At 38.3% G+C, this 23,908-nt stretch carries 24 protein-coding genes; 7 read left to right on the forward strand and 17 right to left on the reverse strand.

Features of this window, described 5'->3' with window-relative positions:
* Positions 1-3: 3 nt before the first annotated feature.
* The 7 genes from ACFO5T_RS12305 to ACFO5T_RS12335 form a co-directional block, all read right to left on the reverse strand.
* Positions 4-816, reverse strand: coding sequence for a sugar nucleotide-binding protein (locus tag ACFO5T_RS12305; RefSeq protein WP_380035555.1), 813 nt, complete (start codon positions 814-816; stop codon positions 4-6).
* 107 nt (positions 817-923) lie between these two features.
* A complete protein-coding gene (gcvT, locus tag ACFO5T_RS12310) occupies positions 924-2,015 on the reverse strand; it encodes a glycine cleavage system aminomethyltransferase GcvT (RefSeq protein ID WP_375253023.1) in 1,092 nt (363 codons plus the stop codon).
* 148 nt (positions 2,016-2,163) lie between these two features.
* On the reverse strand, positions 2,164-3,618 hold the full coding sequence (locus ACFO5T_RS12315; protein ID WP_380034797.1) for a GDSL-type esterase/lipase family protein: 1,455 nt from the start codon (positions 3,616-3,618) through the stop codon (positions 2,164-2,166).
* A gap of 123 nt (positions 3,619-3,741) precedes the next feature.
* Positions 3,742-5,043, reverse strand: coding sequence for a threonine synthase (gene thrC, locus ACFO5T_RS12320; RefSeq protein WP_380034800.1), 1,302 nt, complete (start codon positions 5,041-5,043; stop codon positions 3,742-3,744).
* A 211-nt stretch (positions 5,044-5,254) separates the two neighbouring features.
* The gene (locus tag ACFO5T_RS12325) at positions 5,255-6,046 is read right to left on the reverse strand and encodes a DUF6503 family protein (protein WP_380034803.1); all 792 of its coding nucleotides are present in this window, start codon (positions 6,044-6,046) and stop codon (positions 5,255-5,257) included.
* Between the two features lie 61 nt (positions 6,047-6,107).
* Positions 6,108-6,308 (reverse strand): helix-turn-helix transcriptional regulator, encoded by a 201-nt coding sequence (locus ACFO5T_RS12330; RefSeq protein WP_021779432.1) that lies wholly within the window; start codon positions 6,306-6,308, stop codon positions 6,108-6,110.
* Entirely contained in the window at positions 6,301-6,759 is a 459-nt protein-coding gene (locus ACFO5T_RS12335; protein WP_380034806.1) for a hypothetical protein, read from the reverse strand. The genes ACFO5T_RS12330 and ACFO5T_RS12335 overlap by 8 nt, the downstream gene beginning before the upstream one ends.
* Positions 6,760-6,904: 145 nt before the next feature.
* On the opposite strand from ACFO5T_RS12335, the gene ACFO5T_RS12340 reads away from it, so the two are divergent.
* Complete coding sequence (locus ACFO5T_RS12340; protein WP_380034809.1) at positions 6,905-7,690, forward strand: TrmH family RNA methyltransferase; 786 nt, start codon at positions 6,905-6,907, stop codon at positions 7,688-7,690.
* Between the two features lie 8 nt (positions 7,691-7,698).
* Here ACFO5T_RS12340 and ACFO5T_RS12345 read toward each other — a convergent pair whose 3' ends face one another.
* On the reverse strand, positions 7,699-8,421 hold the full coding sequence (locus tag ACFO5T_RS12345) for a peptidylprolyl isomerase (RefSeq protein ID WP_380034812.1): 723 nt from the start codon (positions 8,419-8,421) through the stop codon (positions 7,699-7,701).
* A gap of 2 nt (positions 8,422-8,423) precedes the next feature.
* Between ACFO5T_RS12345 and ACFO5T_RS12350 the strand changes: the two genes are divergently transcribed.
* The gene (locus ACFO5T_RS12350; protein WP_380034815.1) at positions 8,424-9,071 is read left to right on the forward strand and encodes an NUDIX hydrolase; all 648 of its coding nucleotides are present in this window, start codon (positions 8,424-8,426) and stop codon (positions 9,069-9,071) included.
* Between the two features lie 85 nt (positions 9,072-9,156).
* Entirely contained in the window at positions 9,157-9,960 is an 804-nt protein-coding gene (locus ACFO5T_RS12355; RefSeq protein ID WP_380034818.1) for a lysophospholipid acyltransferase family protein, read from the forward strand.
* 120 nt (positions 9,961-10,080) lie between these two features.
* Here ACFO5T_RS12355 and ACFO5T_RS12360 read toward each other — a convergent pair whose 3' ends face one another.
* The 5 genes from ACFO5T_RS12360 to ACFO5T_RS12380 form a co-directional block, all read right to left on the reverse strand.
* Positions 10,081-10,689: a hypothetical protein gene (locus ACFO5T_RS12360; protein WP_380034821.1), complete on the reverse strand. Its 609-nt coding sequence runs from the start codon at positions 10,687-10,689 to the stop codon at positions 10,081-10,083.
* A gap of 4 nt (positions 10,690-10,693) precedes the next feature.
* A complete protein-coding gene (locus ACFO5T_RS12365; RefSeq protein ID WP_038596653.1) occupies positions 10,694-11,188 on the reverse strand; it encodes an RNA polymerase sigma factor in 495 nt (164 codons plus the stop codon).
* A 211-nt stretch (positions 11,189-11,399) separates the two neighbouring features.
* Positions 11,400-14,060 carry a choice-of-anchor I family protein gene (locus tag ACFO5T_RS12370; protein WP_380034825.1) on the reverse strand — a complete coding sequence of 887 codons (2,661 nt, stop codon included), beginning with the start codon at positions 14,058-14,060 and terminating at the stop codon, positions 11,400-11,402.
* Positions 14,061-14,404: 344 nt separating this feature from the next.
* Entirely contained in the window at positions 14,405-14,818 is a 414-nt protein-coding gene (locus ACFO5T_RS12375) for a DUF1801 domain-containing protein (RefSeq protein ID WP_380034828.1), read from the reverse strand.
* A gap of 18 nt (positions 14,819-14,836) precedes the next feature.
* Positions 14,837-15,436, reverse strand: a complete 600-nt coding sequence (locus ACFO5T_RS12380) for a YdeI/OmpD-associated family protein (protein WP_380034831.1) — start codon at positions 15,434-15,436, stop codon at positions 14,837-14,839.
* Between the two features lie 119 nt (positions 15,437-15,555).
* On the opposite strand from ACFO5T_RS12380, the gene ACFO5T_RS12385 reads away from it, so the two are divergent.
* From ACFO5T_RS12385 to ACFO5T_RS12400, 4 genes are all read left to right on the forward strand, one after another.
* A complete protein-coding gene (locus ACFO5T_RS12385) occupies positions 15,556-17,721 on the forward strand; it encodes a TonB-dependent receptor (protein ID WP_380034834.1) in 2,166 nt (721 codons plus the stop codon).
* 49 nt (positions 17,722-17,770) lie between these two features.
* Positions 17,771-18,145 (forward strand): hypothetical protein, encoded by a 375-nt coding sequence (locus ACFO5T_RS12390; protein WP_380034837.1) that lies wholly within the window; start codon positions 17,771-17,773, stop codon positions 18,143-18,145.
* Positions 18,146-18,261: 116 nt separating this feature from the next.
* Positions 18,262-19,062, forward strand: a complete 801-nt coding sequence (locus ACFO5T_RS12395; protein WP_380034840.1) for a TIGR00266 family protein — start codon at positions 18,262-18,264, stop codon at positions 19,060-19,062.
* 148 nt (positions 19,063-19,210) lie between these two features.
* Complete coding sequence (locus ACFO5T_RS12400; protein WP_021779418.1) at positions 19,211-19,408, forward strand: hypothetical protein; 198 nt, start codon at positions 19,211-19,213, stop codon at positions 19,406-19,408.
* A gap of 48 nt (positions 19,409-19,456) precedes the next feature.
* On the opposite strand, the gene ACFO5T_RS12405 is transcribed toward ACFO5T_RS12400, so the two are convergent.
* The 4 genes from ACFO5T_RS12405 to ACFO5T_RS12420 all read right to left on the reverse strand — a co-directional run bounded on the left by ACFO5T_RS12405 (position 19,457) and on the right by ACFO5T_RS12420 (position 23,826).
* Positions 19,457-20,395 (reverse strand): LysR family transcriptional regulator, encoded by a 939-nt coding sequence (locus ACFO5T_RS12405; protein ID WP_038596662.1) that lies wholly within the window; start codon positions 20,393-20,395, stop codon positions 19,457-19,459.
* Between the two features lie 135 nt (positions 20,396-20,530).
* A complete protein-coding gene (locus ACFO5T_RS12410) occupies positions 20,531-20,947 on the reverse strand; it encodes a DUF2141 domain-containing protein (protein WP_380034843.1) in 417 nt (138 codons plus the stop codon).
* 139 nt (positions 20,948-21,086) lie between these two features.
* Positions 21,087-22,055, reverse strand: a complete 969-nt coding sequence (locus tag ACFO5T_RS12415; RefSeq protein ID WP_380034846.1) for a Gfo/Idh/MocA family protein — start codon at positions 22,053-22,055, stop codon at positions 21,087-21,089.
* 55 nt (positions 22,056-22,110) lie between these two features.
* On the reverse strand, positions 22,111-23,826 hold the full coding sequence (locus tag ACFO5T_RS12420) for a sodium:solute symporter family protein (protein ID WP_380034849.1): 1,716 nt from the start codon (positions 23,824-23,826) through the stop codon (positions 22,111-22,113).
* Positions 23,827-23,908 lie beyond the last annotated feature (82 nt).

The raw sequence follows: 23,908 nt of genomic DNA on the forward strand, positions 1-23,908 counted from the left end.
TGGTTAAATATACTTCTTACTACTTTCAACAACCGTTTCATTTGTAATTTGTAAATGTTTTGGTAGTCGGTTATCGCGAGGGAGTACAGCTAGGTAGCGGTCTGTATTGCTAGTATATACATTTTTGTAAATAGGTTTTCTATTAAGATCGAGCATTATCACCAGTTCGTGTATAAACTCCTTGTGGTGTATGAGATCTGTGCTACCTAAATGAAAGATACCAGAGAGTTTTCTATTTATAATATAATGTATCTGCTGGCGTAGTTTTGCATCTGTTGTAGTGTTCATCACAAGATGCGGAAATACCTCTATGGCATCACCTAGTAATAGCTCATTTTTAAGAGCTTGTATACGTGGTGCACCTACCCCAAAAACCATAGGCAATCGCACAATGGCATATTGCTCTTCTGGTAGATGTCTCATTAGGAGTGTCTCTACGCGTATCTTTAGTTTTCCGTATATGCTTTGTGAGAGAGTTTTATCATTCTCATAACTTGGGTAGTTTGAAAATGCGTCAAAAACATTTGCGCTTGACAAAAATATAATACGGCAACCAGTCTCTTGCGCATAACCCACCATAAGCTCGTGTGCCTCTAGCTGGTCTGTAAATGGACCTCGCAGCGCCGAGATAATCACCGATGGTTGTACTTGTCGCAATAACTCATACACATCATCATTTACAAGGTCAAACTTCAAATAGTGCTTGTTATCACTATAAATTCTGCCAGAATGATAGGTGCCGTAGGTGTTATAATACCTGTACAATTCCTTGTATAGAGCATTTCCTAAAAAGCCACTGGCTCCTAGTATGAGTATCTTATCTTTTGACTTTTTAAATGCGATAGCTTACTTATTTTGTATAAAAAATCCCAAATTTCAAAAAGTAATCCTTTTTGAAATTTGGGATTAATTTTTCGGTTTATCTATCCTTTGTAAAATGGAGTCTTTACAACGGTTGCAGGTACTCTTTTCTTGCGTATCTGTATAAAGATTGCTGAGTCCGCTTTCGCGAAAGCGGTATCTACATACCCCATACCAATACCTTTATCTACAGATGGGCCCATTGTACCAGAGGTAACGTGACCTATTTTTGTCCCTTCTTCTGTAACGATATCATACCCTTGTCTCGGTATACCACGCTCTGTAAGTTCAAACCCTACGAGACGTTGCTTTAATCCTGCTTCTTTTTGAGCCTTAAGAGCATCGCTGTTTACAAAGTCTTTTGTAAATTTTGTTACCCAGCCTAAACCAGCTTCAAGAGGTGAGGTAGTGTCATCTATATCATTACCGTATAGGCAATATCCCATCTCTAGGCGTAAGGTATCACGAGCTGCAAGACCTATAGGTTTTATACCCCAGTCTGCACCAGCTTCTAGAACCTTGGTCCATAGTTGCTCTGCCTCTTCATTTTTACAATAGATTTCAAACCCTCCACTACCAGTATAGCCTGTAGCACTTATAATAACGTTTTCAAGACCAGCAAAAGGTGCTACCTCAAAGGTGTAAAATTTAATACCAGCAAGATCTATTTCTGTAAGGCTTTGCATTGCCTCGATAGCTTTAGGTCCTTGTATAGCTAGTAGTGAGTGCCCTTCTGATATATTTCTAAGATCTGCATTATAACCTTTTTCTGCGTTTTGCTTTTCTACCCACGCCCAGTCTTTATCTATGTTGCTAGCATTTACAACGAGCATATATTGATCTTCTTTAATGCGGTAAACGATAAGGTCATCTACAATACCACCTGTAGCATTTGGGAAGCAATTGTACTGCGCACCACCTACTTTTATTTTAGACACATCATTTGAGCATACCCATTGTAATAGGTCTAGCGCCTTTTCTCCAGAAACAAGAAATTCACCCATATGTGACACGTCAAAAACACCCACACCGTTCCTTACGGTATCGTGCTCTGCATTTACACCCTCATATGATACGGGCATATTATAGCCCGCAAACGGGACCATTTTTGCCCCAAGGGCTTCGTGTACTTTTGTTAAGGCTGTATTTTTCATATAAAATCTACTTCGTTTTGATACACAAATGTAAGGAAAGGTCCTTATTTGATAGATAAATTAAATCTAAATTATCTACGTATATCGAGAGCGATTTTTCAGCCTATTGTCGAGTAAGATTTTATGCTTCAGTGTATGTATTCATTTTTTAAAGTGCAGAGCTTAGCACTTTTTCCATCACTTCATAACCTGCTTTATTACAATGCACACCATCATAAGTGAGTAATGACTGCATCCCGTTTTGTGCATCTCTCATCACACTGTGATAATCTATGTAGGTGTGACCATTTTTAAGTGCGTAGTCTTTGAGTAATGTATTGAGTTCTGTGATTTTTGTAGCAGGTTGTAAACCAGTTTTCCAAGGGTAGTCATATACTGGAAGAATAGAACTTAAGACCACATCTATATTATGAACTGTGGCAAGCTCTGCCATCGTAATAATGTTATCATAAATGGTTTGATTTGAGGTAATCCCGGTGTTACCCGCAATATCATTTGTACCCGCGAGAATCACTACTTTTTTGGGCGTTAGGTTGATCACGTCTTTTCTAAAGCGTAGTAACATCTGTGAGGTGGTCTGGCCACCTACGCCACGATTTATGTAATGGGGATTCTCTTCCCAAAACTCTGGACTTGTACTCGACCACCCCTCAGTGATAGAATCTCCCATAAAAACAATGCGTTGTGAGTTGTTTGTAGTTTTTAACCGTTCATTGTCTTTTTCGAACTTTGTGAGTAGGCTACTTTCAGAAAATTTAAGCCACTCTGGTGTGCAGTCTTCAGTGATTACCTCTGGTGTGTCAGCTGGATCACCTGTTTCTTTAGTATGTCCATATACCCACGAGAAGAAATCTGGCTCATTAAAAGCATTTGTCCAGCTATCGTGGTTTACGTTAGGATATAATGAAAACCTAGGTGTTTGACCGTTTTGTAGCAACGATTCTACCATAAGTTGAGAGTAGATTACTGGCACAACAGCATCTACCTCTCCGTGAAAAATCCATACAGGTGTTTGTTGTGCCCATCTCGCAGTATTTGCAGGATAGCCACCTCCACATATTGCCGTTGCAGCCGCAAAGGTATCTGGCTTGCTGGCGAGCAACTCATATGTTCCCATACCTCCCATAGAGAGCCCACCTAGATATATACGATTATGGTCTATATAGGACTCTTCAAGCGTTTCTTCTAGTAAGGTAGTAACCGCTTGCATTGCCCAGGTAGGAGTAGGACTTGCAGGGTACTTAAAGACATTTTGGTTTTCTCCTCGTGTGACCTCAACATCTGCCCAGTAGTCACCTTTTGGACATTGCGGAAATATAACCACGGCAGGGTATTGCTCATTCATCTTTACAAAGAGATCACTACCGTGTACAAGCTGTGCTTGGTTATCACTACCACGCTCGCCAGCGCCGTGTAAAAATAAATGTAAGGGGTATTTTTTACTCGTATCAAAATTCTCAGGATACAGTATTCTATACGGAAGTTCTTTGCCTTTATAAGAGTAGGTCTTAGCTTCAAAGGCTTTTAGTGCTTCACTAGACACTTGTTGAGCAGATATTTGTAAAGTTATGATACATAGTAAAAGCGATATATAATATTTCATTGCGCTGGGTTTTCGGTCTATTATCGGGTTTAACAACTGTAGAAAGTTACTATTTTTTTGCACGATAATGATGCCGCTACCAGTATGATGGATGAAATGGGGTTATACGCTTTCGCGAAAGCGTTATTTTAACAAGTGATTTTTGAGTTCTTGATAATCACTTATGGCGAGGGCATCTTTTTGAGCATTCATAAGTTCTTTTATTTGCTCAGGAAGTGCTAGCGGTCCTACTACTGGCTCTACAGCTGGTAAAAATTTTATGGGATGCGCTGTTTCTAAAAAGATACCGTGCGCATCTGGATGGTCTTTGAGGTATTCTTTTAGACCCAAGTATCCCACAGCACCGTGTGGATCTGCAGTGTAGTTGTGTTCCTTATATATATCAAGCATCGCACCTCTAGTGGCATTATCACAGTATGAATATGATGAAAACTTAGTAGATAAAAGCTGTCTACTATTTTCAAAAAGCTGAAGAACCCTCACGAAGTTGCTTGGGTCACTTACATCCATCGCGTTACTTATGGTAGGCACAGTAGGAGTAGGGCTGTAATCACCTGTTTTCATAAATCTAGGTATAGTGGTATTACTATTTACCGAAGCGACAAAGTGATGCACGGGCATCCCCATAAGGTGTGCCACCATACCAGCACAAATGTTTCCAAAGTTACCACTAGGTACAGAAAACACAATTTTATCTGCCTTGCCCTGTTTTTTTAATTCTTTATATGCAAATAGGTAATACAGTGATTGTGGTAACCACCTAGCAACATTAATACTATTTGCAGAGGTAAGCTGTTTTATACTAGTGATGTCTGTGTCTAAAAATGCTCTTTTTACCATAGCCTGACAGTCGTCAAAGGTGCCGTCTACCTCTAGAGCAGTAATATTTTCTCCCAGCGTGGTGAGCTGTCGCTCCTGCACGTCAGACACTTTACCAGAGGGGTAGAGTATGACTACTTTTATACCGGGTACTTTATAAAAACCTCGTGCTACAGCGCCGCCAGTGTCACCACTGGTAGCCACTAGTACGGTTACTTCTTCCTGCTGGTTTTGCTTTTTAAGAAAATGACCTAAGCATCTAGCCATAAAGCGAGCTCCCACGTCTTTAAATGCCATTGTAGGACCGTGAAAGAGTTCAAGCGCACCTATATGGTTTGTTATGGGAACGATAGGAAAGTCAAACGATAATACATCTGCTACAATTTCTTTAAGCGTAGTCTCATCCATCGTGTCACCTACATACGGTTGCATCACTTGGTAAGCAATCTCTTCTTTAGACAGCTCTTCTATAGTTTCCCAAAACTGCGTAGGTAATGTAGGTATGCGTTCAGGGAAATACAGTCCTTTATCTGGCGCAATTCCTTTTATAACTGCGGTGTCAAAGGTTACCTGTGGTGCTTTATTATTGAGACTGTAATAGTGCATTATTAAGAGAGTTACTTTGTTGCTATAAGGTGTATCATTAAAAAGTAAATCTAATAGGTTTTACGGGATTTTTCACCATTTTGCTGGTAAAAGGATAGATGTTAATAGAGAATTATAAACTCATTACTAATTGAATAACAGTGTTTTGTGTAAAAAAATAAACGCTATTCATAAAGAATAGCGTTTGAGATTATATTTTGTTATTGCAAGTTTACTCTGCAAATGTTCCGTCTGCAGGTTTTTCAAATAGATTTTTATCTAGTTGTGTAGCTGTGGCTGTGGGTTTTGTAAAATTCATTGCGTTGCGCATCTCTGTAGGTTGTCCTTCTTCTACATTATACCATTGTAGCTCACTTGGGAGTTGTAACCCATTTACTTCTTGCCACTTGTCATATTTAATGTAACTGTAACGCTCGCTTGGACCTTCCTTACCATAGGTAACTGTATATGCTAGCCACGCCATTTGGTTTGTACTAGGATCTCTATAGATGATATAATTATCATCAGACGCGTCACCTACACCGTCCTCAAAGCTAATTTTTGTGCCAGGGTAATCTACACCATCTTTAGATAGGGTAGGAGCCTCACTATACGTGATACCTTCATCACCTAGTACAAATGGCATTGCATAAAAGTAAAACATAAGATTGTGGTAAAAACGTGCTCTTTCTGGCTTAAACGCAAGACTATCTTGCTTGAGCCATACTTTTTCTCCGTCAAAACCTAAAGTATATGCTTGTGTCTCGATACGTGTTTTTCTAGATTTTAAATCTACAGTATGTACTTCTTCTATATCACCTTTAGGAAGTGTAAAGCATAAGTTGTTCATTGCATTCCAAGTGTCAATACCCCCGTGCGCTTTAAAAATAGCTGCTATATCTTCTGGATATTCTCTTAGCGGTATCTCAGCTACAGTTTCTTCTGTAATGTTAGTTTGCTTTGTTTCTGACTTACAACTTGCGAGCAGTACGATAGCTGTTAGTACGAGTAGATTGTTTTTCATTTTGAATTGGTTATAATTAGCCTGTTTTGTAGTAAAAATAGGCGATTACTTACAAAGGAGTTTAATCTTCTTCGGTGAGTTTAAAAAAATCGTTTACGGGTTTATTAAAAAGTGCAGATAGTTTTAAAGCAAGTACGGTAGATGGTACGTACCTATTTTTTTCTATTGAGTTTATAGTTTGTCTTGAGACGCCTATTTTTTTTGCAAGATCATCCTGAGTGAGATCTAGTATAGCGCGTTCTACCTTAAGAGTGTTAGTCATTTGCAGTGCTTTTAAAAACGTGAAAAACTAATATCTGGCAGAAGAGTAATACCCATAGTACAAAGAAGTCGTATACCGGTTTAAGTGTTGAGACACCGTCTACTATAGTCTCAGCACCTAGCGTAATAAACGGCATAATAAGCGTTTGTATCACTCCTAGTGTAAAAGCAATCATATATGACTTCATACGCATACTCTTGATAAACTCATCTTCTATAGGTTCTTTGGCTAGAGATACCATAAGTAAACCTATGAGCATCGTGTATTTTACAATCACCACTATTGTTGATTTTAGACTTTCATCTGTGATGATTATGCTAGATGCAAATAGCGATATAAAAGAAACTATAAATAGTACCCAACCCACTTTTTTAAAATGATGTGGTAGTTGAAACTTGCTAACCTTCTCTAGACTCCTGCGCTCGCACGCAATAATTTTCTTTATACTCATACTGATTTTCTTTAAGTAATTATAACTTAACTTTCCAAAATGGAAAGACTGTTTATTATAATGTCAAATATACTTTACATTTTGTGATTATCAACTATTTTGAGCAACTATTTATCTAATCTTCAGAATATTCTACATTTGTGCTATGTCAAAATATATTTCTAGTCTTCAAAACCCAACGGTAAAACGTTTACTTCAACTTCAAGAAAAGTCACGCACTCGTAAGAAGGAAGGTGGTTTTATAATAGAAGGTAAACGTGAGATTGAGCTCGCTATCGCTGGCGGCTATACCATTACTGAGGTGTATTATGACGAGCAACTCATAACGCCATCTTCGGTAGAAGAACTTGTGGGGACCAAGATATCCCTTACGAGCCTAGCAACAGAGGTATACAAGAAAGTAGCTTACAGAGCAGGTACTGAGGGGGTGATTGCTTTCGCGAAAGCAAAAAAAACCACATTATCAGAATTACAATTACCAGTAAATCCACTCATACTAGTTGCCGAAGCACCAGAAAAACCTGGTAACATAGGCGCACTACTTCGCACAGCAGATGCTGCCGCGGTCGATGCCGTTATTATAGCAAACCCCAAAACAGATTTATATAATCCTAACATCATACGCTCCAGCGTGGGGTGTGTGTTTACAACCCAAATTGCTACTGGGAGTACGGAGGAAGTTATCTCTTTCTTGCAAGAAAAGGATGTCGCTATATACAGTGCCATATTACAAGATGCTGTAGACTATGCAACGCAGGCATACGCAGGGGGTAGTGCTATTGTGGTAGGCACAGAGGCTACCGGTTTATCTCCAGAGTGGAGAACGGTGGGTACAAATATTAAAATCCCTATGCGCGGTAAAATAGACTCTATGAATGTATCTGTAGCAGCGGGAATATTAATTTTTGAGGCTAGAAGACAGCGCTCATAGAGTAAAGGTTATTCTATAATCTCAATACTCATATACACATTTTCTAGTGGCCACTCACTGCCGTCTACTTCTAGTTTATTAATTTCATCTATCACGCTCATACCTTTAGTCACGTGGCCAAAAACGGTGTGATCTCCATCTAGGTGATGTGCACCGCGAGAAGGTTGTACAATGAAGAACTCAAAGGGAGCGGTTGCATTACTTACATTTTGCTCGGTGTACTTAGCAGAAGAAAAAGCCCCTCTAGTATGTGTGTGAGATGGGTTTGCCTCATTAGGAATCAAGTAACTACCAAAGCTTGACCGGTTGCGCGCAGTACCTTGTGTGTCATTATTACCACCCTGTACGACAAAGTTAGGCGAGACTCTATGAAACTGTGTTGTGTTAAAATAGCCATTCTTTACAAGCATAATAAAATTTGCTCTATGTAGTGGCGTGTCCTCATAAAGTTGTACCTCAATATTTCCAAAACGAGTTGTGATTCTCACCTTACTCTCAGGGTTGTTTTCTCCATAGGTAGTAAAGAAATCAATAACGTCTTCTTGCCCTTTTATAGTAGGCTCTTTTATGGTACCCATATCTGGTGAAGGATCTCGTTCATCAAGAGTTTCTATAGCTGTGATGGTATCTTGTATCACAACCTTTTTGGCTACAGATTTACTTTCAGATTTCTTATCTTGACAACTTGTGCTTAGAGCAAAAATTATAATAATCCAGAGAAAGGTGCGCATATATGAAGTTTGAGTCATTTTTAGAATTAGTTTCAAAAATAAGAAAACTACCGCTTCCCGGGCGTGATGTACAGCTTGAGATGGCACCACAAGAGCGGCTTAAAGAGCTAAAGGAAGAAGATATTGCAAAGCACAACCCTAGACAAGCTGGTGTGATGTCCCTTTTTTACCCTAATAATGAGGGCGAGACAGAGCTTATACTCATACTACGTAAAACCTATAAAGGAGTACATTCTAATCAGGTAGGGTTTCCTGGAGGGAAAGTTGAGCAAGAAGATAGAGACCTCGCACATACCGCCTTGCGGGAGACAGAGGAGGAGGTAGGTGTTGCTCAAGATACGGTCACACTCGTGCGTGAACTTACTAATATTTATATACCGCCCAGTAACTTTTATGTACAATCATTTATAGGGTACGTGCAACATACTCCCTCTTTTGAAGCGCAAGAAACAGAGGTAGAAGATCTCATACCCGTACCACTCTCAGAATTCTTGTCTGATGAGGTTGTAATTACCCAGCGCCTCACTACCTCGTATATGGATGAGGTAGAAGTACCAGCCTATATGTTGCAAGGTCACGTAGTGTGGGGAGCTACTGCAATGATGCTCAGTGAGGTAAGAGCTCTTGTTAAGAAATCTTTAATATTGTAAGGTCTTTTGTATATTTACAGGCTGTTTGTAACCAAGTACGCTTTCGCGAAAGCGCACTCAAACGCACACAACTTTAAACTATTAAATGGGGCTATTCAAAAAAAATCCATTTGGACATATACTATTCTTAAAACGCTGGCTCATTCGTATTGCAGGAGCAATGACACACAGGCGTTACCGCGGCTTTAATGAGCTGCAGATAGAAGGTTCAGAGATACTCACAAATTTACCAGATACTAACGTGCTTTTTGTGTCTAACCATCAGACCTACTTTGCAGATGTGGTGTCGATGTTTCACGTATTTAATGCGAGTCTAAGCGGTCGTACAGATTCTATAAAAAATATAGGTTACCTCTGGAGGCCAAAACTTAACTTATACTACGTTGCGGCAGGCGAGACTATGAAGGCTGGTTTACTACCACGCATACTGGCTTATGCAGGAGCCATTACCGTGAGTCGTACCTGGAGAGAAAAAGGAAAAGAGATAGAACGTCAAGTAAACCTTAAGGATACAGAAAATATAGGTATCGCTCTAGATGATGGCTGGGTAATCACCTTCCCCCAAGGAACCACAAAACCTTGGAAACCTATTAGAAAAGGAACGGCGCACATTATTAAAAATTACAAGCCTATTGTAGTGCCTATTGTGATAGATGGTTTTAGAAGAAGTTTTGATAAGAAAGGTTTGCGTATTAAAAAACGTGGCATCTTACAATCTTTTGAGGTAAAAGAACCACTAGTTATAGATTATGAGAACGACTCTGTAGAGAAGATTGTAGAGCAGCTAGAATATGCAATAGAGCAACATCCTTCTTTCTTAAAAGTGATCCCTACAGAAGAGATAGAGGCAGAAGAAGCACTCAACAAGAAAAGACAGTGGGAATACTAGCGTAGTCTAGAAGTCCAACTAAAAAAGTAAAGCGAGAATACCAGCAGGTATTCTCGCTTTTTTTATGGTAAGGCAACAGCTTGACCTATTGCCTTGTATAGAAATTTAAACCCCCTACAGTTAAATTTCTAATTTCTTAAGTTCTCTATAATTTCTATTGAGCTTTCTTAATAATAACCCATAAATAATTCTATAAAGTCCCCATAGTAATCCAAGGGCTATAGTTATTACAATAATAAACTTGAGTGAAAGGTAAAGTAAATTCTCATCTGCAAGGGCTGGGTTATTTTGTATTATAATTGCATAAGCAATAGTAGAGGCAATCGCTACAAATGCCATACTAAACCAGATATAATACTTTACCGTATTACGCGTTTTGATAATATTTTTCATTAATACTTTTGCAGAGTCTGTCGCTTGTATTTTTTTGAAGTTTTTGTAAAACCACACGGCAAAAACGATAAGAGCCGTAAGGTGCACAACAAGTACGATAGTATCAAAGGTTTGTAACCCAAACTGTTTTTCAAAAGCTTTTGTCTCATTGTCGTTAAAAGCAAATGAGAGTACAATCCAAAAAGCAAATTCTATAAGACTTATAATAAATATAAGCTTCACTATAGAAGAAGACTTCTTAAGGAGCATAGGGTACAAATCTTCCTTTGTGTATTTAGGAAGAGTATCTTCTTGTTTTTGCCAATCTTTTTTTAGCAATTCTAATTCGTCTACCATATGATTATGGGTTTAATATTTTCTTGAGCTTTTTCTTCACTCTATTCATCTTTACTCTAGCATTTACCTCTGTGATACCTAAGGTTTCTGAGATCTCGCTATAATTTTTATCTTCTAGATATAAAAACACAAGTGCTTTATCTATATCGTTAAGCTCCTTTACGGCGCTGTACATTAACTTTAATTGTTGCTCTACGGTATCATCATACTCCTCAGAAGAGATGCGGAACATCACAGAGTCAAAATCTTGTGTTTGTACTGTTCTCTTAGACTTGCGATATAAAGTGATGGCAGTATTGAGACCTACTCGGTACATCCAGGTACTGAATTTTGAATCTCCTCTAAACTTAGGGAAGGCACGCCATAACTGTATCGTTATCTCTTGAAAGAGGTCATTGTGCTGGTCACGATTGTTTGTATACAACCTGCATATTTTGTGCACAATATTCTGGTTTTCCTCCAGTAGGGTAACAAATTTTTCTTCGGTGGTTTTGTCCAATGGTTGGTGGCTTTGTTATCTATAAGTAGGTTATTCTTACAAAGTGTTACACGCTGTTGTAAAAAGTTTTTTATTTATTGAAGGACAGTGCGTTGGTGTGTGGTTTTCTTTGTTACGCTTTCGCGAAAGCGTACTAATAGCTGTTTTCTTAAAAAGAAAAAGCTCCTTTATCCAGGATAGATAAAGGAGCTTTAAAAGTAATTGTTTTTACTTAGTTCTTGATAATCTTCTGGCTTGTGCCATCTTCAAAGTTTACAATATAAACACCTGTAGTAAGTGTACTTATGTCTGCCTGTGTTACTTCCTTAGACGATATTAATACTCTACCTAAAATATCTACAAGTGTAAAGCTTGTGTTTTTTGTAAAGTAAAGTGTGTTACCTACGGTAGGATTAGGGTAGGCAACTGTCTGGCTAGCTTCTGCATTAAAGTCATCTGTTGTAAGTACATCATTTGCGAGTGTGTACACAGATACTGTAGAGCTTACCTCATTTGCCACAACTATAAGTCCCGTGTTTGTAGCATTATCTTCTGGCTGTATGTAAACAATTCCTTCTGGAGCAAGATCACCTGCAGGATCTTCGGCATCTGGTGTTACATCGCGATTATTTACATAGGTTTCAAATACTGGCGCTTCTGGATCTGATATATTAAATACAGCTACACCACCTATACGCTCAAGACCTACAAAGGCATACCAAACGTCATCTATCATTGCAAGGGTTACGGCTTCTGGTTCTGGTCCCTTATCATCAGATCTGTTTTTAAATGCATTTTCATCATCTGTAGCGTTAAAGATGGCTCCGTATACTTCATCTTCAGAAGTTATACGCTCTAGTAAATCTCCACTGTCATATACAATAGCACCTGTCTCTGCATTAAGAATAGCAAAAGAACGTCCACCATAAGAGTAAATCTGGTCTATGTCTCCATCACCATCTAAATCACCAGTAGCGCTTGTTGTTTTAAGTCTTCCTAGTGTTTCGTCTTGTTGTAAGATACTTGCATTAGGATATGCAATAGGATCAAGGTCAAGATCTTTTACACGCTCTTCTTCGCTGTATCCATCATAATCTCTTGAGTCACCTTCATTTGCAATTACAAGGTATTGTGTGCCATCTACAGTATAATTTGCAATAGCATCTGGTTGATACATTCCTAAAGTTTGCCAAGTAGACATAAAGACAAAGTCTAAGCTGTTTGAAGCATCTATAGCATTTTCTGGCAATTGGTGATCTTTATATCCACAAGGTATTATAGATGTAATCGTTACAGCAGCGATATCTACTACGGCATATGCGTTGTTTTCTTGAAGTGAAACATAGGCAGTAGCCCCATCGTCACTTACAGTAATATATTCTGGCTCTAAGTCTTGTGATACAGTTGCTCCTGGACCATAAATACGAACCCCAGCTGCTGTAAGTTCTGTAAGTTGTGAATCAAAACTTGTAAAAGAAAGTGAAGTCACATCATCTTGAACCACAGCCGCAGCGCCAGCTGCAAGGTCTATAATTGATACTGATCCTTCTGGATCTACTGTATAATCTGCATTAGGCTCTCCTTCATTTGCTACGAGTACTTTTGATCCATCTGGAGTAAACGTTAACATATCTGGTAAAGACCCTACCATTACATTTGATAAAACTGTACCGTCTGCATCCATAAATACAACTTGACCATTACTTTGGTCTTCTGCACGTACAGCTACCGCTACAACACCGTCATATGAAGATACGCTTGTTACCTCACTACCGTACGTGTCCAGAACAATAGAGTTTAGTACAGTAAGAGAAGTAGGATCTGTAAAGTCTAAAATCTCTACAGCAGCATCGCCAGCATTTGATACAAACAGCCTGCTTGATCCAGCGTCAAATGTTATAATCTCCGCTCCGTTTACTTCTATGTTATTTGAGAATACCATACCTAAGGTATTTGTTGCTGTAGGGGCGTGAGCCTCATCATCTACTACATATATTGCGTGTGATACTGTCTCACCCTCTGTAGCACCTGTAATATCTGTAAGACTTAATGATACATAATAGTCTATAGAAAAATCATCATTATCTGTAGGTGTAAAAGTTACTTGCTGTGTCGTAGCCTCACCTGTTACAAAGTTTACAGCATTATCTACTGTAAATGATTCATTCTCATCATTTGTATAACTTACTTCTACTACAGCACTTACGGTTCCAGACTCAGATATTGTAACTTCTAGTGTTACCGCACCTTCGTTTTCTGTAAGTTGTGTTTCTTCTTCTGTAAAAGTGATAGTAGGTAAAGTGGTTGTTGCAGCTTCATAAGTAGCTATTGGCCAAGCGTTTGTTGCTGTTGCTTGTGTTGCCATATTATCATCATCATTTTCATTAGGCCCGCTAAAGCTCCAGTTTGCAATTACAAAAGTACTTCCATCTGGTCCTGTTTCATTTACTCTAGAAGCCCATCCGTCTAGATATTCCCAAGCTTCTCCGTTTCCATCTACGTTTATATCGCCAAAAGTGTCAATAACCGCATCATTCATAAAAAGCTCTACGGCATCATCTCCATTTATACCAGCAGCACCATTTACATAATCTGGATCAAAACCAAAGAACGTATTAAAGTTAGGTTGCTCAGACGCGATGTAAATAAAATCTCCGGCAGCTGCGCTTCCTTCTAGGCTAAGCTCTACACCATCTGTACCGCCTCCATTATTTGCAGAGCCAACACCATATATAGATAGGTCAGAAATGTCATTAAGTACATAAAGCTCTATCGCTTTAGGAGTTCCTCCAGATAGAGGCCCGTCATATACGCCCGTAATGATGAGGTCTTGAGCCTGTATACTACAGCTCAATAAGAATGTAAAAAGTAATAAAAAGTAATGTTGTTTCATCTGTGTGATTTTTGTGGTTGATTAATCCCTTAAAAGTAGAAATCAACACACTAGATGATGAAATGTAAACGTTAGTAAACCTTTACGATTTGAGAAGTTTGTCGCATATTTTACGTCTATAAAACCCTATGATAACTTAAAATTAAAACTAGGCTATATGAGGATATGACGGATACAATATTCTGAATTATAAATAATTACGCTTTCGCGAAAGCGTAACCACGTCAAATAAAAAAAATCCGCTGCCCTTTCAAACAACGAATCTTTTAAGCAATCTCGAATTATAACTTTATAAAAGTATATCTAGAGCGTTATTCAATTGCAATGTTAAGGTTAAGAATGTATTAATACTTGGCTCTCATATAGGTAATCGCTCGTTCTATAATCTGTTTAAGTATGTCCAGATCTACATCTGCTAGTTTATTTATATACAGGCAGGCTTTACTTGTTTTGTGTTTACCTAATGCCGGCAGAAGATCATCTATAAGTCTAAAACCGGGCATAATATATATGCTTAAATTTTGCTTGCGAGGAGAAAACCCCACCATAGGCCAGTGTACTTTTCTTCCAGAGGCATATGCCATCTCATACTCATCATACCCTACAATACTATCTCCCCACATTACCGGCTTCTTTCCCGTTACGGTTTCCATAAGCTCAAGTAAGTAAAGACTGTCTTCTTTGCGAGTGATGTGAGCAACAGCATTTATAAAGTCTAGTGGCGATTGGTCATTTTTTTTGGTTTTTACGTCAGACACGATGTAGGTAATTTTAAATTAGTTTTTCTTCCAGAGTGCATCTATTCCTTTACCTTCAAGTATAAATGGGATACAGCGATCTAGTCTCTTGCACTTTGTAGCCTCTTGCTTTGCCTCATTTATATAATCTGCATAGGCACGTTGTTTTGCTTTTGTGAGTGCAGTAAAATGTAGTTTAAGCTGTGCATCGTTATACAGTTCATTTTTAAGCATTGTAGGCAATAGCACTTTCTTTACAGAGCGCACCACAGGCATTTTTTTACCATCTCGAGCATTTTGTATAGCCTCATCTACATAAGATGTAATGAGTTTTTCGTCTATAATATCATCTTCTGTAAAGTGTAAGTGGCGCATTGCCTTGGTTTTTCCTTCTTGTGCATTACGCAGTATCTTACCAGCATCTGTAAGATAGACACCCTGATAAAACCATAAGCCATAGTGCTGCTTAAAAGAAGCAACACCTACTACATTATCATTATTTATGGTATAGACTGGCATTCCCCACTTTACATCTTCTACCAGATCTGTACTCTTGAGAAGCGCTCTTATTTTCTTTAAGCTCGCTAGCCAAGACACTTCTTGATTATAAAAATTATTCAGCTTTTTATCTTTAGTCATAACCTCAATGTACAAAAAATTACAATTGAGTTACAGATTATGACGGTTGGGAGTATTACGCTTTCGCGAAAGCGGGATTCCCTTCATATTTGTCTCACAATCAATCTAACGAACCACTTATGAAATCGTTTTTATCACTCTTACTCATTTTATCAAGTTATTTTCTCACTGCCCAAACCACCGTTTCTGGCATAGTGACAGATCCCAAAGGCGTGCCTATAGAAGGCGCAAATGTATTTCTGGACGGTACTTATGACGGTGCAAGCACAGACGCAAGAGGCGTATTTTCTTTTACAACTACAGAGACTGGAGAGCAGCTACTTAAAGTCACCTTCTTATCATACGAGCCTTATGAGATTTTTATGAATGTAAGTACCTTCACAAATCTTAATATTAAACTACGAGAAGATATAAACTCACTAGACACGGTTGTACTCTCTGCAGGTACTTTTGAGGCAAGTGATAACAGTAAAGTATCTGTTTTAAAACCACTAGATGTGGTTACCACAGCAAGTGCGCTAGGTGATTTTGTAGGTGCTTTACAAACCTTACCAGGTACCACCACAGTGGCCGAAGATGGTAGACTCTTTGTGCGTGGTGGAGATGCTGGAGAGACGCAAATATTTATAGACGGCATACGTGTTTTTACACCCTATACACCTACGGCAAATAATACACCTACAAGAGGCAGGTATAGCCCATTTCTTTTTGACGGAATCACATTTTCTACCGGAGGATATTCTGCCGAATATGGGGAATCCCTGTCTAGTGTTTTATTACTTAACACGGTAGATGAGCCAGATCAAAATAAAACAGATATCTCTATAATGTCTGTAGGAGCAGGGCTAGGTCTTACTAGAAAATTTGAAAAGAGTTCGCTCAGTTTGAGCACCTCATACATCAATCTAGCGCCTTATGTCGCGTTATTTCCTAATCGTAATAACTTTAACAAACCCTTTCAAGCACTGGCGGGAGAGGCGGTATATAGATATAGAACTACAGATGGACTTTTTAAACTCTATGCCGCTGGAGATCGCACTAGCTTTGATATCACACAAGAGGATATAAACAACCCAGAAGGATTTAATCTAGGGCTTACTAACAGTAATGTATATGTAAACTCATCATATACGGGTATGCTTAATGATACGTGGAGTATACAAACAGGAGGTAGTTATACGCTTGCGCGAAATGAAGCCAACATACAATCTACAACCCAGGTGCTAGACACAGAAAACAGTGCACACCTCAAGCTCAAACTAAAGAAAAGGTTTTCAAATAGATTTAAACTCTCCTTTGGCGCCGAACAGTTTATCACAGATTTTGATGAAGATGTCACCGTTGCGGTTAATGACAATATGTTTACTGGAAACTATGATTTTAAAAGTAACATATCAGCCGCCTTTGCCGAAAGTGATATTATCTTCTCCAGAGACTTTGCTATAAAACTAGGAGCAAGAGCGAGTTATACAGACTATATGAAAGATGTTACATTTTCGCCTCGAGCGAGTATAGCCTATAAGACAGGAGCAAAGAGCCAACTATCGCTTGCATATGGTGAGTTTTATCAAAATCCGCTTAATGACTTTTTGAAGTTTAGTCTAGATTTTGAAGCTCAAAAAACAACACACTATATTGCAAACTATCAATACAGTGATAACGGTCGTATTTTTAGAGCAGAGGCTTATAGAAAGTCGTATAGTGATTTAATAACTTCAACAACTGAGTTTGCTAGCCCAGAGAGTGTTTTTACAAACGAGGGGAGCGGGTATGCACAAGGTGTAGACGTATTTTGGAGAGATAATACCAGTATTAAAAATATGGATTACTGGGTGAGCTATTCATATCTAGATTCTGAGAGAAAATATCTCAACTATCCAGAGCAGGCCAGGCCTACCTTTGCTAGTCCTCATAGTGTCTCTATTGTGGCAAAGTATTTTGTAGAAGACTGGAAATCACAAATAGGGATGAGCTTTCAGCACAGTTCTGGTAGAACCTATACAGACCGAAACAACCCAGGCTTTTTACAGGCAAATACAAAGTCCTTTAATGATTTGAGTATAAACTGGGCCTATCTTTTATCGCAACAAAAGATATTATACTTCTCTATCAATAACGTGCTAGGTTTAAGAAACATAAATGGTTACCAGTATGCAGATACGCCAGACACAGCAGGAATGTTTAACAGGCGAGCGCTTAGACCCGCAACAGATCAGTTTTTCTTCGTAGGTTTCTTCTGGACCATAAGTGATGATAAAAGTAGTAACCAACTTGATAATCTATAAAACGCAACCTTTTTATAAATTAAGTATCTTAGTAAAAAAACATCCTATTATGAAATACCTAATTCTTGTCTTTTGCTTTGTAACTTTAATTGCTTGTGGTGGTGATGATGACCAGATGGTACAAGAGCCAGAGGAGGCTTGTAGCACAGAGATTGTTCCTGTCTTTAGTATTACTATGCGTGATGCAAGTACAAATGCACTGCTAGAAGATGTTTCTATCACGGTGATGGATCAATCGTTTACAGTTGTATTGCTAGAAGTGTCTCCAGGTGTATATGAAGGTCCAGATGAGCGCGAGGGAAGTTATACTTTACGTATTGAGAAAGATAATTATCAAACAATTATAACTGGACAGATAAACCCGCTCACAGATGAGTGCGGTCTAATTACTGAAGTGTTGAGTTATGAACTAGAGGAATTATAAATAATTCACACTACTATATCCTAAGCCTGTAATCTAGTTACAGGCTTTTTTTATAGTACCTCTGTAACATAGTATTCTTTTTTACTACCTATAATTACAATCAAAAAAAATAAAAAATGAACGCACACGAAATAGATTATGAAATCTTCGGCGAGGAGATGCAGTATGTTGAGGTAGAGCTAGATCCTCAAGAAGGAGTAATAGCAGAGGCTGGAAGCTTTATGATGATGGAAGAAGGGATACGTATGGAAACCATTTTTGGAGATGGCTCTGCAAAGGATACGGGAGTAATGGGTAAGATCTTTGGGGCAGGAAAGCGACTCCTTACTGGAGAGAGTCTATTTATGACTGCATTCTATAATGACGTTGTGGGTAAAAAGAAAGTAAGCTTTGCTTCTCCATATCCTGGTAAAATCATTCCAATAGATTTAGGAGCGATAGGAGGGAAGTTTGTGTGTCAAAAAGATGCATTTCTTTGTGCTGCAAAGGGCGTATCTGTCGGGATTGAATTTTCGCGTAAGCTAGGTAGAGGACTTTTTGGAGGAGAAGGTTTTATTATGCAGCGCCTAGAGGGTGACGGTATCGCGTTTGTACACGCAGGTGGTACAATGCTTAAAAAAGAACTTGCTCCAGGCGAGCGTCTCAAGGTGGATACGGGTTGTATCATAGGCTTTGATAGCTCTGTAAACTATGATATAGAGTTTGTAGGAGGTATTAAAAACACCATTTTTGGTGGTGAAGGACTGTTTTTTGCAACTTTATCAGGGCCAGGAACAGTTTACATACAGTCCCTACCTTTTAGCCGTCTGGCAAATCGTGTACTAGCAATGGCTCCAAAAACAGGAGGAAATAAAAGAGGTGAAGGATCTATACTAGGAGGACTGGGAGATTTACTAGATGGGGATAATAGTTTTTAGATAATTAACTATTTTTTAAGAAGTTAAACCCACGGTTGTTAACACTTTTGTGATGCTTTTGTAGTATATTTATAAGGTTGAACAAAAAGCAAACGCATATAGTTGAAAACTACTTATTAAAAGTCTAACCTTTAAAAAACCTTCGAATATGGCGAGAGCAATGTTTGAATACACAAAGACTATTCTTGATAAGGTAAGTTTTGATAGTTCCCTTTTCTGCAAGGAGCTAGAAAAGGCTATTAAAAGATTACTACCTTACGAAATAGATGAATTAAGAATCTGGATTAACAAACTCGTTAAGACAAGGCCAGATCTAGGACAATGTTTAATATATTTAAAACCATAAAAAATGCCCCGTATAACGGGGCATTTTTATATGCTATAAATAAACCTCTTATCTATTAAGTGGACTTATAATCTGTACGTTTTGAAAAGTTATTGCACCTTTTACAACACCAGCTATGGTAGAGCGTAATGCCTCAATGATTTGCATCTTTAATTCACTCTTATGAAAGATGATACTCACTTCTCTAGCAGGAGATGGTTCTTTAAATTCTTTAAATAGCTCTTGCTCCTTTGCTGGCATATCTAGCGTATGTAGATAAGGTAAAAGCGTCATCCCTAGTCCCTCGTTTGATAACTTTACAAGTGTTTCAAAACTTCCACTTTCTAGTGTAAATTTTTCTTTATCCTTATTACGAGGTGTAGTACATAAATTGATTACCCCATCTCTAAAACAATGACCGTCTTCTAGAAGTAATAAATCGTGCGTGTCTAAGTCACTAGGTTCAAGTAGATTTTTTTCGCTTAGTCTATGGTTATTAGGCACGTAAGCCATAAATGGCTCGTAATACAATGGACGCTCTTTTATATTCGGGTTCTCTAGGGGTGTTGCGGCTATAGCTGCATCTAGATGTCCTTCTTCAAGACGCTCTATAATTTGATCTGTATTAAGCTCTTCTATTTTAAGAGTGACCTTAGGGTACTTATTAATAAAATTAGTAAGAAACATAGGTAATAACGTAGGCATTACCGTAGGTATTACCCCTAGCTTAAACTCACCACCTATATATCCTTTTTGTTGATCTACAATATCTGTAATGCGATTTGCCTCATTAACAATATTGCGAGCCTGGTGTACAATCTTTGCACCTATATCTGTAAGCTCTATAGGCTTCTTACTACGGTCAAATATTTGCACATCCAGTTGGTCCTCTAGCTTTTGTATTTGCATACTAAGAGTGGGCTGGGTTACAAAAGTCTTCTGAGCGGCTCTTGTAAAATTTTGATGCTCTGCAACAGCGAGCACATATTTAAGCTGAGTTATAGTCATTGGTAAGATATCTACCACAAAAATAAGAAATGATTAATTATAACCATCTACAAAGCAGGTGAGAAGTAAACTGGGGACAAACAAAAAAGTCTGTGTACGCGACACAGACTTTTGAGTTGTTATATGAAACTAAAATTACATTTTAATCTCAAGTGTAAGATCTTCAGATGCTACTGTAAACTTCGCGTCGTTCCAAGTAGGAGGACCAAAACCAGCACCACTTCCAGAAATTCCATAATCTTCTTTAGGCATACCATTTGCTTCAAAGTCCATACGGTTATTGCCATTCATATCGTGTAGTGTGATAATACCATATTCACCTGGCTTTACATTTTCAAAAACGAGTGTAACTGTTTTATTTTCTGGTGTTACAGACTGTGTGTCGAGAGGAGCTGCCTTCATAAAAGTTCCTTCTGTATATAATGAGGCAGAGGCAGCTCCGTCATTATTTGTTAGGTTTGGGATAGTAACGGTTACAGTTACGCCAGATGCTTCTTGTCCAAAAGAAAAAGATGATACGGCTGCTAGTAATAAAAAGATAATTGTTCTCATAATGATTAGATTTTTAGAGTTGTTGTTTTTAATTGATTGATGTAAATGTATCACCACACTTTCGTGAAAACAATCTGCTGTTACCCAACCGTCATTTTATGAGACTGAGTTGTAATAATCTAAATGTAAGAGCTCATTTTTAATAAGATAACCCTATTTGCGCTCGTATTTTATCTAGCATCATAATGAGTTCTTTACTCTTAGAAAATGTCATTACATCACTCTCAGTCTTTCTTAAAGCAAGCATCTCTTGACAATGTAGTATCTCATAATGATATCCATTTACATCTTTAGGCGTAGAAAATTCTAGTGTTTCTGTCACACAATTTTCGGTAAGGGTTACTGAGCTAGGTTCGTGAAAACGGCTGTTTATGATAATTTCTCCCTTTTCTAAAACAATATGGCAGCGTGTAGGTGTCTCCTCATCTATCGCCGAAAATAATTGAACCTCCACATTTTGAGCATAACGTAAGTGCATAGAGCAGTTATGATCTACCCCAGTAGGGCCCAGAGTAGCCTTAGCCTCTATATCTTCTGTGTAACCAAGTAAAGAGAGCGCTGCAAAAACTGGGTAAATCCCCACGTCTAGTAAACTACCGCCACCAAGTGATTTATTGTAAAGCCTAGAAGTAGTGTCAAACGGACTGTTAAAACCAAAATCTGCCTTAAGTGATTGTATCTCGCCTAAGGTACCACTAGCTACTTTGTCTAGTACAAACTTATAATGCGGTAAAAAGTGCGTCCATAATGCTTCCATTAGGAATATTGTTTTTGCTTTCGCGAAAGCGATCATCTCCTCAACCTCTTCAAGATTCATAGCAAAAGCTTTCTCGCAGAGCACAGCCTTGTTATTTGATAAGCACAGGAGCGTATTTTCCTTATGAAACATATGTGGCGTAGCGATATAAACAATGTCTATGTCTGGATCTTGCGCCATCTCTTCATAACTACCATAAGACTTTATGGCTTTGTAGGTATTACCAAAGTTTGCGGCCTTTTCTTTATCACGACTCGCTACGGCATATAAGTTTACACCCTCGGTGAGGAGGAGATCATTTGCAAATTTGCCAGCTATCTTTCCGCAGCCTAGTATTCCCCAGTTTGTCATAGTGGTTGTTATTTAGAAATGTATTTGCTTTCGCGAAAGCGTTCAAAAAAGAAAATTACACATAGTCCTTATCAGAACTCCCAAAGCTTGCTTGTAGCAACATTGCTAGTCCCATCACAAGACCACAGCCTACTACGTTAAGCCACAAGTACGGAAACTCTATAATATCATAATGTATCAAGCCGTAAACGATAATAATAATTACCTGCGTGATAAGCGCTGCGATAAATACGGCGTTACTTTTTACAAATTTGATAAAGAAGGCTAGTAAAAATATCCCTAAGATATTTCCATAAAAAATAGAACCTATAATGTTTACTAGCTGTATTAAGTTTTCAAAAAGGCTGGCCGTGCAGGCTACAATAATGGCGAGTATACCCCACATAAGTGTAAAACCTTTGGTGCTTTTTACATATAACGCATCTGTCATCTCTCCTCTGTAGTTGCGCTTGTAAAGATCTACGGCTGTGGTTGCGCCTAGAGCATTGAGCTCAGATGCGGTAGATGACATTGCAGCACTTAATATTACAGCAAGAAGCAAGCCTATGAGACCGTTAGGTAAGTTGTTAAGTATAAAGTGTATGAAGACGTAATCTTTGTCATTATTTTCTACCTCTGGAGCAGCTTTTGAGATAATAGTTTTTCCTTTTTTACGTAACTGTTTATCTCTAGTTTCATAAGAAGTGATGTAAGATAGTGTCTCACCATCTTGCTCATAAGTGTCAAGAGTAGGGTCTTGAGCATAGTTAAATGCTGCTTGTTTTTGTAGTTCTTGGTTTGTAAGAAGTTGTTCTTCTAGCGAGGCAAACTCACTTGCATAAATAGATGATTTAACTGCATCTGTCGCCGCAGGATTAAAGTGTAGTGGTGCACTATTAAACTGATAAAAAACAAAAACCATCACTCCTACCAGTAGTATGAAAAATTGCATCGGGATTTTAAGAGCGCCGTTAAAGAGAAGACCCATTTGCATTTCCTTTACATTTTTACCAGAGAGGTAACGCTGCACTTGACTCTGATCTGTACCAAAGTAGGAGAGCATTAAAAAAGTACCTCCTAACAGACCTGTCCAGACCGTATACCTATTACTAAGGTCAAAAGAAAAATCTAGTAGGTTCATTTTTTCGCCAGCACCGGCGATACTTAGCGCATCTGTAAAGTTTATGTTTTCTGGAAGTTTGTCAAGTATGAGGTAAAAAGCAATTGCCATCCCTGCAAAAATGACTGCCATTTGTTGCTTTTGTGTAATACTTACTGCCTTTGTGCCACCAGAAACGGTATAGATAATCACAACGATACCTATAAGAATATTGAGCATTGTAAGATCCCAACCTAATACGGCAGAGAGAATGATGGCAGGAGCATAGATAGTAATACCTGCTGCGAGACTACGCTGTATTAAAAAGAGGATAGCAGCTAGTGAGCGTGTTTTAAGATCAAACCTACTTTCTAGATACTCGTAAGCAGTAAAGACCTTAAGTCTGTGGTATATAGGGATAAAAACAAGACATATAATGACCATTGCAATAGGCAGTCCAAAATAGAATTGTACAAATCCCATTCCATCATAAAAACCTTGTCCCGTGGTAGATAAAAAAGTGATGGCACTTGCCTGTGTTGCCATTACAGAGAGACCTACGGTCCACCATTTTGAGGAGTTACCGCCTTTTATATATTCTACGGCATTTTTACTTCCTTGTGTTTTATAAGTTCCATAAACCACAATAAAAATTAAGGTTAATGCAAGTACAGCCCAGTCTATAGTTTCCATATTATGAGAATGAGGTCATTAAGAAATAGAAAGCAATAAAGTATGCTAGATTAAGCAATAAGATGATTGTGTATTTCTTCTT

Origin of the sequence: Dokdonia genika, assembly GCF_042652845.1 — a bacterium.
GTDB lineage: Bacteria > Bacteroidota > Bacteroidia > Flavobacteriales > Flavobacteriaceae > Dokdonia > Dokdonia donghaensis.

Coding starts and splice junctions, on each gene's coding strand:
- ACFO5T_RS12370 (WP_380034825.1), bottom strand. CDS start 14,060: ATGAAACAACATTACTTTTTATTACTTTTTACATTCTTATTGAGCTGT.
- ACFO5T_RS12360 (WP_380034821.1), bottom strand. CDS start 10,689: ATGGTAGACGAATTAGAATTGCTAAAAAAAGATTGGCAAAAACAAGAA.
- ACFO5T_RS12340 (WP_380034809.1), top strand. CDS start 6,905: ATGTCAAAATATATTTCTAGTCTTCAAAACCCAACGGTAAAACGTTTA.
- thrC (WP_380034800.1), bottom strand. CDS start 5,043: ATGCACTATTACAGTCTCAATAATAAAGCACCACAGGTAACCTTTGAC.
- ACFO5T_RS12420 (WP_380034849.1), bottom strand. CDS start 23,826: ATGGAAACTATAGACTGGGCTGTACTTGCATTAACCTTAATTTTTATT.
- ACFO5T_RS12355 (WP_380034818.1), top strand. CDS start 9,157: ATGGGGCTATTCAAAAAAAATCCATTTGGACATATACTATTCTTAAAA.
- ACFO5T_RS12345 (WP_380034812.1), bottom strand. CDS start 8,421: ATGCGCACCTTTCTCTGGATTATTATAATTTTTGCTCTAAGCACAAGT.
- ACFO5T_RS12390 (WP_380034837.1), top strand. CDS start 17,771: ATGAAATACCTAATTCTTGTCTTTTGCTTTGTAACTTTAATTGCTTGT.
- ACFO5T_RS12395 (WP_380034840.1), top strand. CDS start 18,262: ATGAACGCACACGAAATAGATTATGAAATCTTCGGCGAGGAGATGCAG.
- ACFO5T_RS12410 (WP_380034843.1), bottom strand. CDS start 20,947: ATGAGAACAATTATCTTTTTATTACTAGCAGCCGTATCATCTTTTTCT.
- ACFO5T_RS12385 (WP_380034834.1), top strand. CDS start 15,556: ATGAAATCGTTTTTATCACTCTTACTCATTTTATCAAGTTATTTTCTC.
- ACFO5T_RS12380 (WP_380034831.1), bottom strand. CDS start 15,436: ATGACTAAAGATAAAAAGCTGAATAATTTTTATAATCAAGAAGTGTCT.
- ACFO5T_RS12315 (WP_380034797.1), bottom strand. CDS start 3,618: ATGAAATATTATATATCGCTTTTACTATGTATCATAACTTTACAAATA.
- ACFO5T_RS12335 (WP_380034806.1), bottom strand. CDS start 6,759: ATGAGTATAAAGAAAATTATTGCGTGCGAGCGCAGGAGTCTAGAGAAG.
- ACFO5T_RS12400 (WP_021779418.1), top strand. CDS start 19,211: ATGGCGAGAGCAATGTTTGAATACACAAAGACTATTCTTGATAAGGTA.
- ACFO5T_RS12350 (WP_380034815.1), top strand. CDS start 8,424: ATGAAGTTTGAGTCATTTTTAGAATTAGTTTCAAAAATAAGAAAACTA.
- gcvT (WP_375253023.1), bottom strand. CDS start 2,015: ATGAAAAATACAGCCTTAACAAAAGTACACGAAGCCCTTGGGGCAAAA.
- ACFO5T_RS12415 (WP_380034846.1), bottom strand. CDS start 22,055: ATGACAAACTGGGGAATACTAGGCTGCGGAAAGATAGCTGGCAAATTT.
- ACFO5T_RS12325 (WP_380034803.1), bottom strand. CDS start 6,046: ATGAAAAACAATCTACTCGTACTAACAGCTATCGTACTGCTCGCAAGT.
- ACFO5T_RS12330 (WP_021779432.1), bottom strand. CDS start 6,308: ATGACTAACACTCTTAAGGTAGAACGCGCTATACTAGATCTCACTCAG.
- ACFO5T_RS12405 (WP_038596662.1), bottom strand. CDS start 20,395: ATGACTATAACTCAGCTTAAATATGTGCTCGCTGTTGCAGAGCATCAA.